Raw genomic sequence first — 12,433 nt, 5'->3', positions numbered from 1 at the left:
CTCCCCCTTATCCGTTTCCTGGTACAGATTGTAGTGTCCATTGGATGGCACCCATATATTTTTCATTATAGGGTTGTCCTGCTTTCACTTTCAAAACTGGGCCTGCTTGCACATCTTGCCAATCATTTGAAATCTCAACAGGTTGATTATCTGCCGTTTTCTGATCTCTAATCGGAATCGAGTCACCTACTGTAAAGGCTAGCTCTTTGCCTTGATTGTAATAGTGTAAGCTATCAATTAATTGATGACCTGACTCACTAGTTAATTCTTTTAGAAGTGTCGCTTTCATTGACCATTGATTGCCTTCGCCGCGACTGTCTTGAACAATCAATCCCTCATCTTTATTTTGAATAGGGTAGACCTGGTCTTTTGTTGAAATTTTCAAATCGTTCCCAAAGTTCAACTCCTTTGGTGCAGAAATAAATTCAAGTACTCCCTTGATTCGTGTCTCGACAAGATTCGATTGGAGTCCAACTGTTTTAAAGTTATCAGAAAATGTCATTGCCGCAGTTGCTGAATTTTTAATTATCGTACCGTCAGACACTTTTCCAGCATCCACGGTCACATCGAATTCCACAATAATCGTTTCATTGGCGGCTATTGTTCCTGAGCTATCATTGAGGGAAAGAGTTGTTCCGACTATCGTTGGTACAGCTAATGGCTTCCCGGATTCCGTATGTGCCACTAGATTAGTACTATCTTTTGTATAGTTTGTTAATTCAGTAATATCAGAGTTGATTGAGATTGTAGTGTACTTAGTATCTGCTTGCTTATAAGGCGTGCGGTAAATAATTTTATAATGAAGAATATCATTTACTTGCGCATCATCTGCTACAGAACCATCTTGATGAGTGACACTTTCTTCCAACACACCATAATCTTCAATCAGGGTTGTGACTTCATTTGAATAACTTAAAGGAATCTCAAACCCATTACTGTATTTCCCTTCAACCGTAGTCTTGCCTTTGACAAGTGTACCCGTTGGAACTCCTTTTTTGACTGTTCCGTTGTACTCTAGATACACAGCTTGTTTACGATTCACTGGTTTTGTAATTGAGGCAGTAATTTTTCTAGTCCCCGCATCGTAGGAGCCTGTCCCTATTACTTGACCCGTTTCATCTTTTAGCGTGATATTCGTAATGGCTTCTAGTTGCTCATCAACTGTTGTGGCAAACGATAATGTTGCATAATTTATTGTTTCTGTTTCTGATGGATAAGCACTTAAGGCCGTTCCTCGATAAGTCAATTGTTCACCTGGTGTTGCGATATCTGCCACTGATCCATCAAGATGAAATACTTCTTCTTTGACTTCAAGCCGCTCATCTTTTAGTTTGGCAAAAGCTTCATTACTTTTCACAATTTTGTCTGAAGCATCTGAGTTGGTTACAATGATTTGACTCGTATTTGGCAACAATCGGTAGCCATTCTCGTAAGGATATTTGGATAAATCTGCCCCATCTTTAACAGTCGCTACTACTTCTAGCATGTACATCTTATTGTAAAAATCGGCTCTCTTTAGAGAAGCATCTTTTGCTTCAGCCCGAATATTATTGCCTTGTTGGGAAAGGGTAAATAAATTATTTACATTTTGACCCGTTAAAGTATCAATAATATTGAAGGATTGAACCGACAATTCATCAATAATTGGATCTTCAATAATTAATTGTGGTTCAAAATTCTTGATTTGTCTGTATGGAACACTAACATAGGTTTTATAATTAACTTTTTTCGTTACTTGATCCTCAACTGTTCCAATTTTGGAAGGATCAGGGAAGGCAATTGGAACAAGACTTTTCACATCATACCCATTCCAACTGTTTGATGAGTAATAATCAAAGGTTAGTTCGTCAGTTTCTCCGTATGCGATACTAACCCAACGCGTTTCATCCGTTTCACTAACATTTGAGTTTCGTGGAGACTCGACAGTTAATTGATTATTTCTAAGTTGTCCTAATACGTCTGAGTCTTCCCTTACATAAACTTCTTGAATGCTATCTGAATACATAATTGCCGTTTCATTAAAATCGATATCGGTTAAGTTCCAAACACCTTTTACTTTAACTCTCTCCCCTGTTTCAGAGTCATAAAATTCTACTCTAATAGTTGCAGGATTATATTGTGAACCGCCCTCAACACGTGCAGATAACATATTACTTGTTCCACCCGCTGTTGGAGTTGCAGTACCGAAAGAAGAACCCCCACTAGCTGTGTTCACAATGACTTCTTTGACATCAATCACTCGTCCTTTATAGATACCTGTTTTTGTATAATAAATGTAAGTATCTTCACCTGACTGCGCTCGGGTAAAACGCTGTAATGCTTTAGGTGTTCCTTTATTAACGCCATGGACAAAATAATTAACTTTGCTTTCTTTGAAACGACTTAATACCAAACCATATTCTCCCGAAATAGTTTGAGGCGGATTAAGTTTAGGTATTTTAATGACTCCTGGTTCATTCACTAATAGCGTGCCTGCTGGAAGTAAATTCAATCTAGGCTGAATTGCGCTACGAGGGCTAATACTTTCCATTAATTTTTCATTTTCTACTGGAATTTCCGCTACTGGCGGGGCCAATTCCTCAGCTTTTGGTTGTTCTATTGGCGTTTCTGGAGCAGCTGTATTTGGCTCTGATTCCTCTTTTTCTTCTGGATCAATGAGCGTCTCAATAGATGGGTGAGCCTTTACTGCAAGTGGAAACTGTTTTTCTAGCCCAGTTTCATCCGTAACTTTCACCTTGAAGTCTCCCGCTACGGTAAGATTTCCACTTATATTTATCTTAGTAGGAGCATTCCCATCATTTGCCAACGTAATTTTTTGTTTTAGTCCGACTGGCTCAATTTTTTCAATAACTCCTTGGTTCGCTTGTAGAATATCTGCTGTATTTAGCTTAAATTCCTGAGGTACTTCTAAATAAAATTTACGATTACTTAGAGAATCATTGATTGTTATGTCAAATTGAAAAACATCGTTCTCATAAAACTCTTGTTGGCTAGAAGTAATTGTTAAATTTAACTCCTCAGCTTTAATTCCAGATTCTTTAAATTTAGTTGCATAATGAATCCCAGATAAGATCAATCCTAAAACAAATAGCGCACTAATCCACATACTTATTTGTTTTTTATTCCTTCTGATTCGCATTCTTTCACCCCTTAAATGAGTCTCGTAAACAAATGTTTATGACACGCTATCCAAAAAGCTAATTTGTGCTATAGAAAGTCAGCGATACTGCCAATTTAAATCGGCAAAAAACAGATAAAAAAAGTGTCGCGTAAACATTTGTTTACGCGACACTTTTGGATGTGCTCTCTATCTGCAATTACTATATCATTTACAATTTTTACTGTCATTTTAAAAAATTTTATTTTTTTGAAAATTTTTTAGAATACTTATTTACATGGGTTTAAATAACCTGTTTTTCAAAATATAATAGCAATAAATATATGTTTCTGTTATTCTTATATTTATTTGATACCCATCGTAAATAAAAAATTTCTCTCTAGACTTAATAATTATATTCCTATAAAGTATAGAATAGTTTAAATAAGATAATACATAAGGAGGATACTCATGAATTTTTTACTAAATAAAGAATATCAGCATCGAATGGCTATCTTAAATCATTTAGAACTAACGCCTTTACAAACAACATCCATTCAAGAAGTCTGTGATTCACTCTCTCTTTCAAGTTTTATTGTCAAAAAATCAATCAAACAAATTATTGAAGATTTAAATGAGCACCATATTACAGGTATTCAAATCAAATTAGATTCAAAAAAAATCAGCTTGAATTCAGATGGAACAGATTCTATTCTTACGTTGCAGCGCATTTATTTAAAAGATTCAAATTTATTTCTTTTATTAGATGGAATCTTTAAAGAAAAAGAATTTTCATTAGAGCAGTTCTCTGCCAATCAATATTTAAGCCTTTCTGCAGCCTATCTTTTACGGAATGAATTAGAAGTCATTTTAAATAATTATTCTATTTCGATTGATTCTGACCTACAACTTTCAGGCTTAGAATCTGACATTCGTCTGTTTCTTTTTGAAGTTTACTTTCATTCCTTCAATAGCTTAGAATATCCCTTTTCTAAAGAATTAGTCGAATTGTCCAGGTTATTTATCAAAGAAATTTCAACCTTTTTAGGGATTTCCTTCTCTTCTACTCAAGAAATTAAGATTACTTTCTTTTTATGTATTCTATTTCAACGTCTTTTTTTTGGAAACACCTTAAAAAAACAAGAAATGAGTATTCACTTTAAAGATATTCAACTTGCAATTAAACCAATGGTCATCAACTTTTTTTTAGATACAACAACTCTCACGCAAGCTCAAATAAAATTGGAAACTAGTTTTTTGTGCTCGTTCTTGTTTGCTGGAAACTTGATTCCAAAAATTTCGACAAATGCTTCACTGAAATTTATTGAATCAAGCTGCAAGCCCGCTTTAGATTTAACGGCGCTTTTTTTAAAACAATTAAACAAACAATTTGATATTCAAACAGATGCAACTTACTATCCTTTATTAAGAAAAGAATTGAATCGGATTCACTATAAATTTTTAAAATTTAATCATTCTGATTTAATGATTTATTTTCAAGCTAATCCTGAGTTTCTAAAAGAAAATTACCCAGATTTTTTTCTATTCTCAGAATCCTTTATTCAAACTAATTTTAAACCAACTGAAGAAACAACAATTTTATTTTATGATTATTTATTTTCCTTGATTCGTTTCTTACCTGCGACCCTTTTGAACAATCCAATATACGTTTGTGTCGACTTTTCTCACGGAAAATCATATAATCATTTCATTAGCACCTCAATCAAGTCTTTTAAATTTCTCAATATCTTGATTGAACCCAGTCTCTCTAATAAAACCAATTTATACCTTTCTGATTTTAAACCTACTCAAGCGCATTGTGATTATATTATTTGGAAAAATCCGCCATTGCCAACTGATTGGGAATACTTTGGAAACAAAATTATTGAATTGAAACATCAAGAAAGGTGATTTTATGAATCATAAACTAGTACATTTTACTCAATCTTCAATTATCTGTGGCTTTCTATTCTCAGGACTTTTTTTCACTGTATCTAGCGAAGTTACTGCTAACAACTCAGATATTGTTTTAATAGCAGATAATTCTACCGTTAAGCCTGTTAATCCGCTTAATCCTGCTATTACAGTAGATCCAATAGAAGCACCGCCTAAGTCTACTGATGCAATTGAACAGATACAACCAAATAAGGAACTTGAAAATATCCATCCGACAACTCGTAGAAAAGCAAAGCCGATCAAAAAGAAACCCAAAGAAAAAAAAGTAGCCTCGAAAAAAGAGTCTGCTTTAAAAATTACCGAATTGACTCCATACTCATTTCAAACAGACGCCGTGTTGCCACCTGATCCAAGCAGCAGCGGTGGAAACAATGCATATCATCAAACAAATACGGGTCAACTATTGGCAAATTTATCTGGTTTTATTTTATATGGCACTAAAAAGTAACCTCTTTTTTTCGTTTTTAAGTCATTCCTTTTTATACCCATTAAATTATTTAAAAAATCGCGTTTTTTTCCTTTAAATAATGAACTAACTCTATTATGATAGGGTTAGTTCATTACTTTTAGGAGGAATTTTTTTGGCTATACTAGGCTATGCTCGTGTCAGCACACATTATCAACAACTTGATTCTCAGTTAGCTGCACTGAAACACTACGGATGCGACCGTATTTATACTGAAACAGAGAGTGGCAGGAACGAAAAACGTGTGGAGCTAAATAAAGTACTGAATGAATTACAATCAGGTGATACATTCGTTATTTTCAAGTTGGATCGCCTTTCTCGTGGCACAAAACATCTTTTAATTTTGATGGAAGAATTTAAGCAACGGAATATTCATTTTATCAGTATTCAAAATAACATTGACACAACGACTTCCATGGGACGTTTCTTTTTCACCATCATGAGTGCTTTTGCTGAAATGGAAGCAGAGCTAATTAGTGAGCGTGTCATTTCAGGGCTAAATGCCGCTCGTAATAATGGTAAACAGTTAGGACGTCCCCCAGTTAATAAAAACATTGAAATGGTGCTGGATTTATATACGAATACAGATTTGTCAATTGCTAAAATTGCTCGAACAGCTGAGGTATCTAGATCAACTGTTTATCGCTACCTAGAGAAAAATAATGTTCCATTGAAATGTAAGTAATAGGTAGCATAGATTTGAAAGTTACAAATGAATAGATTATTGTTAAGTAGTTAATGGCAATGACAAAAAAGAGTTTAGGACTTATGTCCCAAACTCTTTTTTCACTTAATTATTTTCGGTAAATACACAAATTTTTAATCTTTATTTCCTAGATACTTTTTTTTATCTACTGTTACTATAAAGCTAATAAAAATTAGGATTCCAATTATCAGTGAATAATTTTTTTCTTCGCCTGTTTTCGGGAAAATCCCTGAATGCTCTGTTATAGAATGAATAAATAACGGATTATTGACGTTAGGTTTATTGGTTGGACTTGGAAGTATTTCATTAGTGCTTAATTTCTCTTTCTCGTAAATATACGCGACTGTCTGAGGCTCTTCCGTAAAGGCTCCTGTTGCATTTTTTGGTTCTGACTTCAACGTCCAACCTTTAATATTTTTTTTGTTTGTATTATAGGTAGTCCCTACTCTACCAGTCAGAATTTCTGAAGTCTCTAGTTCATTGCCTTCTTCATCTTGATAGTTAACCGTTATTGGTGCACCTTCTACCTTTTCATAAACATACGTTACTGTTTGCGGTTGATCTGTGAAGGTCCCTTTTGCGTTTTCTGGCTCTATTTTCAACAGCCAGTCTTTGATAGGTTTTTCTTTCACGCTATATGGTGTACCAATTTTACCAGTCAAAATTTCTGTAGGTGCTAGTTCATTGCCTTCTTCATCTTGATAGTTAACCGTTATTGGTGCGCCTTCTACTTTTTCATAAATATATGTCACTATTTGAGGTTGATCTGTGAAGACACCTATTTCATTTTCTGGCTTTATTTTCAACAGCCAGTCTTTGATAGATTTCTCGTTTGCGCTGTATGAAACTCCCAATTTGCCAGTCAAAATTTCTGCAGGCGCTAGTTCATTGCCTTCTTCATCTTGATAGTTAACTTTTACTGGTGCGCCTTCTAGTTTTTCATAACGGTAAATCACTTCTTGGTATTGACTACCTATTGTACCGATAGCGTTTAAAGGTAATTGAGTTTCATCTAATTTATAAGTCGGAATATCTAATTTGTATTCAGGTGTCGTAGCATCATAAGCTTCGCCACTGTACCCTTTAATTAGATTGGCCTCATGAATTCCGTTGTCTTGTTCATCAAGATAGCGCACATTCACTGTTTCAGTAGCTGCTATGTCAAGTGTGACAAACGTACTATTATTAGGATTATTAAAGGCTTCATCTAGAGTGAATTTTAATAAATGACTCCCTGACTCCCATTGTTCAAGTGGAAAAGATAAGTTAGAATTTATTTCGCCTTCGTAAATAATTTTACCTAGTGAGGTATCTTCAATTGTCAAAACATGTTCTGGGAAAAGTTCCCGATCGAAGCTTTGACTTACAAATAAATCTAAGAAGGTCGGACTTCCCACTAAGAAAGGAGTAAAAACATCTGTAGATTTGAGATTGTTAAAATAATTGTTTTTTGTTTCAATGTGGCCATCATACCCTCCAGTATATAGAAATGTAGCTACATTATATATACTTTTTGGAATTGCTAACATGTCATTGATTGTCACTTGGTTTCCAGAAATATTGACTTCATTCTCTCCAGTTCGATTCTCATATAGACTTTTTGGCAACTGCCCGACAAATTTATTATTAGTAAAATTAATATAACCGATATTGCCTAATCCTTCGGGAATGGTTCCTGTCATCTGATTATAATCAATCCGCAGATAATCTAATTTAGGCATTTGACTAAATGCCTGGGGAATTTTACCAGTAAGCTCATTAGAAAAAAGTTCCAATCGAGCTAAATTTTTAAGTTTCACAATTTCTTCCGGTATTTGCCCGACAATTGGAGGATTATTATTTCCATTTGTCGTAATTCGGATTCTCACAATTTTATCTAAATCTTCAAAAGTTGTATCCACTCCAATAGTTTTAGGCGCTAGCTGTTTATTGACCTCATTAATTAACCAGTCTTGATTCCCTAAATCTGCTCTTGTCACAATGTCTGTTGCTTGTGATACCTCATTATTTTCCGAAGTTTCTGCAACTACTAACAACGGGCTAATCGTCGTAATAAGTAAACTAAATACAAGCAAAGCCTGTATAATTTTTAATTTTTTCATTTCATCACCTTTTCTTGTTGAATTTTGGGCATTCTAAAAATTTAATTTAAGAAAAAATACTTATTTACGACTCACAAAGGTGTCTCTTTCACAGTTTCTTTGCGCTATCTACTTTCTATTTATAAAAATAGTTTATATAAATCATATGTTAAATAGAAAAATAAAATAACGTCAAAATAAAAATGATAAACGCAGCTATGATTGAGTTCCGGTCTGAAATTTATAGTATGTATTCCTTTTTACAAAAAACATAAGTTTAATAGAATAAGTACCTAATAGCAAGTTTTTTTTCAGAAAGCTTTGTTTTTAAATACTTCTTATCCAATTATTTTATAGCTTATCTCTGCTAAATAGCTTAAAATGTGGAATGTTGGACTATATTGAAACTATGTAGGAGGAAAAATAAATGGCTATTATTGGCTATATGCGCATTAGTACAGCGCATCAAAAATTTGATTCACAAGAACAAGCATTAAAAAGATTTGGGGTAAACAAGCTTTATCAAGAACAAGATAGTGGTAGAAACCCACATAGACTTGTCTTAAAACAAGTCCTTAAAAAATTGAAAAAAGGCGATACATTAGTGATATTTAAATTAGATCGCTTAGCCCGAAGCACCAAGCAACTGCTTCATTTATTAGAAGATTTTGATAAAAGAGGCATTCATTTTGTTAGTATCCAAAACAATATTGATACTTCAACACCTATGGGGAAATTTTTTTTACCATTATGAGCGCTTTCTCTGAAATGGAAGCTTCGCTTATCAATGAAAGAATTATGGCTGGGCTAGAAGCAGCAAAACTTAATGGAAAATCTTTAGGCCGTCCTCCACTAGTAGAAAAAAATCAATTAGCACTCCAACTTTATTATGAAAATAGATTTTCTGTTAAAGAAATAGCGACGATTAGTGGTTTAGCTACTTCGACAGTCTATAAAATAATCAAACAAGAAAAAGAAAAGCCTAAGAATTGATAGGCTTTAATAAAAATAAGTGATACCTTAATGGACTGCTTATCGTTTTTTTACAATCGTAACGATTTATTTAACTTATTTATACTGCAAAAATAAACAACTAGCATTCGTTCGATTAGGACTTACAAAACTAAAATCAATTAAGCATATAATCAGTTTGTTTAAGTCAAATTGTATATAAGTTATTTTTAGACCATTAAAAATGTTCCCACATCTGCAACAAATTCTTCAGGATACTGGAATAAGGAGCCATGTCCTGAATCTTTATAAATAATCAATTTACTATCACTAATTCGTTGTGCTAAATCATAAGAATTAGCTGTTGGGACCATAATATCTGTGTCCCCATTTATAATTAGCGTAGGTTGTTTTATTTCTTCAAGTGGGTCTGTTTCCCCGCGGCTCCAACGTTTGATAGCCTTCAATTGCTGATTATAGCTGTGTAATCGAATTGATTTATCTCGATTTTTCTTACGGCTTTTTAATCGTATCAAATATTCTTTAGCTTTTGTTCGGCTACTTTGGGATGAGGTGAAAAATAGATAGTATTTTATATCTTTAAACGTAATCAGAGCCCGTAACATTGAATAATTCGTTACTTTTGCAACACGACCAATTCCCTGACCGCCTTTTGGTCCTGTACCAACTAAAACTAATCTTTCAACTATTTTTGGGTGTGACAGGACAATTTCTTGGGCAACCATTCCTCCCATAGAAAGACCTAAAATATGAACTTTATTCAATCCTAATGCTTGAATAAATGAAACAGTTTCGTTTGCCATTTCTAAAATTTTTTTAGGCGTACTACCACCAGATAAACCTACACCTTGACCATCAAAGGCAATAACCCAAAATTTCCGGGCTAAACCATCCACGATTTTAGGATCCCAATTATCTAAGTTTGCTGATAAATGTGTCAACAGAATCAATGGCATATTTGTTTTTTTACCAACTTCACGATAGGCAAATTTCTTCCCATGCGCATCTTTGATAAATAAATTAGATGCCTCTACATATCCCATCTGCTTTTCCTCCTTATTATTAATCAAACCTTATAACAACTTTTCCTTGTGGATGGCCTTTTTCAACTAGCTCTAAAGCTTGATTAATGTCCTCCAAGCGGAATTTTGATGGATCAATTGCTGGAATAATCTTATTTTTCTCAATGATCTCAGATACTAGTTTCAATTGGTTTCCGTCTGCTTGAACAAAGATAAAATGATAGTCAATATTTTTTTCTTTTGCCTTCTTATCGTATTTTGAACCTACTAAACCAAATAAAAATTGTTTCCATTTCGGTAACCCTTGGCTTATTGCAAAACGTTTATTGGGCCCCGTTATAAGACTTAACAAACGACCACCTGGTTTAATAATAGATAACTCTCGTTCAAATTCTGCGGCCCCCAAAGTATCTATTACAAAATCAACAGAGTCTAGTACTTCCCAATAATTTTCTGTTTTATAATCAATAAACTGATCTGCACCAACTGCTAAAGTTCTTTCTTTAGCTGCCGCATTTCCTGAAACAATTACAGTTAATCCCATCGCTTTTGCAATGGGTATCGCCATTTGTCCAAAACTACCTGAGCCACCTGGAATGAAAACGGTCTGTCCTGCTTGAGCATTTAACTTTTCGTGCAGACCTTGATAGGCTGTTAAACCTGTCAATGGAACTGCGGCTCCTGTAATAAAATCTAAATGATCAGGTAAAAACCAAATAGCATCAGCAGCAACAGCAACATATTCTGCAAAAGCACCAATATGATCGATGGGTAGTCTAGCATAGACAGCATCACCAACTTTAAATCCTTGAACATTTTTGCCAACTTTATCTATTACACCTGTCAATTCATTCCCAATAGTTAAAGGCATTTGATAATCCTGAATTAATTTTACTGCCCCTGTTATATTTAGAATTTCTAGCGGGTTAACAGCGGCTGCTTTTGTTTTTATCAACACTTGATTATCTGATATTTCAGGAATCGATATTTCTGTAATTTTCGCATGCACTTTTTTTGTATATTTATTAATCTGAGCTGCTTTCATTGTTTCTCCTCTCAGTCTTCCAATTTTATTTAGTCTTTTATAAAAATGGATAATCTGTGTAGCCAACTTCTCCTTCATTTCCATAAAAGGTTTCAGGATGTGGCTGATTAAGTGGTTTGCCTGTTTTTAAACGTTCAACTAAGTCTGGATTAGCCAATGCCAACGTCCCAACTGAAACCATTTCAGCATTTCCATTCACAATATCAAAATCAATTTGATCAACAGGTCGACTAGGTCGATTTATAATTAATACATTGGGCCACGCTGTGCGAATATCTTTCAATAACGAGTCCTCATGGCTGACATACATCATATGCAAGTAGGCCAAATCTAATTTCGCTAGTTCAGATACTAAATAGCTATACAATTGCTTCCCAGCATTTCCTTCATCAACACCACCCAGTTGATTCATTGGCGAAATCCGAATTCCCGTTTTATCTGCGCCAATTTCAGCAGCGACAGCTTGTGCTACTTCTAGTACAAATCTAACGCGATTTTTGATTGAACCTCCGTATTCATCTGTTCGAATATTCGAATTCTCTCCTAAAAATTGATGCAATAAATAACCATTAGCACTATGGATTTCAACACCATCTGCGCCTGCTTGAATCGCGTTTTTAGCAGCTAAACGAAAATCATCCACTGTCATTTTAATATCCTCTTTTGTCGTCTCAAGCGGAACTGGAATAGCTTGCATACCGTTACCAGTAAAAATTTCCTCTGTTGGTGCAATCGCTGATGGAGCCTGCGCCTGTAATCCTTTTACATTATCAGGATGAGATATTCTCCCAACATGCATTAATTGAAAGAAAATTGTCCCCTCTTGTTGATGAACCGCATTTGTTATTTCTTGCCATCCGATTATTTGTTCATCCGTATAGATACCTGGAGTATACAAATAACCTTGTCCTACTGCAGAAGGTTGAATCCCTTCTGTAATAATTAATCCCATTGAAGCGCGTTGTTGATAATATTTGCTCATTAGCTTACTTGGAACACCATTTTCCTTGGCTCTGCTACGCGTCATTGGCGCCATCACTAAGCGATTTTTTACTACTCGCTCTTTAATTGTTATCGGATTCCATAAA

The 12,433-nt window shown here is 34.4% G+C and carries 9 protein-coding genes and 1 pseudogene; 5 read left to right on the top strand and 5 right to left on the bottom strand.

Annotation, left to right across the window (positions count from 1 at the left end; genetic code table 11):
• Positions 1–7: 7 nt before the first annotated feature.
• Positions 8–3,139 (bottom strand): WxL domain-containing protein, encoded by a 3,132-nt coding sequence (locus BR77_RS11235; protein ID WP_015077860.1) that lies wholly within the window; start codon positions 3,137–3,139, stop codon positions 8–10.
• A 429-nt stretch (positions 3,140–3,568) separates the two neighbouring features.
• Here BR77_RS11235 and BR77_RS11230 point away from each other — a divergent pair, with 429 nt between their 5' ends.
• From BR77_RS11230 to BR77_RS11220, 3 genes are all read left to right on the top strand, one after another.
• Entirely contained in the window at positions 3,569–5,008 is a 1,440-nt protein-coding gene (locus BR77_RS11230; RefSeq protein ID WP_010053259.1) for a helix-turn-helix domain-containing protein, read from the top strand.
• Between the two features lie 4 nt (positions 5,009–5,012).
• Positions 5,013–5,501 carry a hypothetical protein gene (locus BR77_RS11225; RefSeq protein WP_010053258.1) on the top strand — a complete coding sequence of 163 codons (489 nt, stop codon included), beginning with the start codon at positions 5,013–5,015 and terminating at the stop codon, positions 5,499–5,501.
• A 133-nt stretch (positions 5,502–5,634) separates the two neighbouring features.
• A complete protein-coding gene (locus BR77_RS11220; RefSeq protein ID WP_010053257.1) occupies positions 5,635–6,204 on the top strand; it encodes a recombinase family protein in 570 nt (189 codons plus the stop codon).
• Positions 6,205–6,338: 134 nt separating this feature from the next.
• Here the strand turns inward: BR77_RS11220 and BR77_RS11215 are convergent, their stop codons facing one another.
• Positions 6,339–8,327 (bottom strand): MucBP domain-containing protein, encoded by a 1,989-nt coding sequence (locus BR77_RS11215; RefSeq protein ID WP_051926715.1) that lies wholly within the window; start codon positions 8,325–8,327, stop codon positions 6,339–6,341.
• Between the two features lie 406 nt (positions 8,328–8,733).
• Between BR77_RS11215 and BR77_RS19505 the strand changes: the two are divergent.
• Together BR77_RS19505 and BR77_RS19500 are read left to right on the top strand one after the other, a co-directional pair.
• Positions 8,734–9,080: pseudogene (locus BR77_RS19505) on the top strand (recombinase family protein); the annotation flags it as partial.
• Positions 9,057–9,299 (top strand): helix-turn-helix domain-containing protein, encoded by a 243-nt coding sequence (locus tag BR77_RS19500; RefSeq protein ID WP_010052237.1) that lies wholly within the window; start codon positions 9,057–9,059, stop codon positions 9,297–9,299. The pseudogene BR77_RS19505 and the gene BR77_RS19500, both read left to right, overlap by 24 nt.
• Positions 9,300–9,487: 188 nt before the next feature.
• Here the strand turns inward: BR77_RS19500 and BR77_RS11200 are convergent, their stop codons facing one another.
• The 3 genes from BR77_RS11200 to BR77_RS11190 are packed head-to-tail and all read right to left on the bottom strand — an operon-like array spanning position 9,488 to position 12,420.
• The gene (locus tag BR77_RS11200; RefSeq protein WP_015077864.1) at positions 9,488–10,321 is read right to left on the bottom strand and encodes an alpha/beta fold hydrolase; all 834 of its coding nucleotides are present in this window, start codon (positions 10,319–10,321) and stop codon (positions 9,488–9,490) included.
• Positions 10,322–10,340: 19 nt separating this feature from the next.
• Complete coding sequence (locus tag BR77_RS11195) at positions 10,341–11,345, bottom strand: NADP-dependent oxidoreductase (RefSeq protein WP_016356683.1); 1,005 nt, start codon at positions 11,343–11,345, stop codon at positions 10,341–10,343.
• A 37-nt stretch (positions 11,346–11,382) separates the two neighbouring features.
• Positions 11,383–12,420 carry an alkene reductase gene (locus BR77_RS11190; protein ID WP_257613358.1) on the bottom strand — a complete coding sequence of 346 codons (1,038 nt, stop codon included), beginning with the start codon at positions 12,418–12,420 and terminating at the stop codon, positions 11,383–11,385.
• Positions 12,421–12,433: the final 13 nt, after the last annotated feature.

This window comes from Carnobacterium maltaromaticum DSM 20342 (genome assembly GCF_000744945.1).
Lineage (GTDB): Bacteria > Bacillota > Bacilli > Lactobacillales > Carnobacteriaceae > Carnobacterium > Carnobacterium maltaromaticum.
Note: the sequence above shows the minus strand (reverse complement) of the source record. Positions and strands in the feature narration are given on the sequence as shown.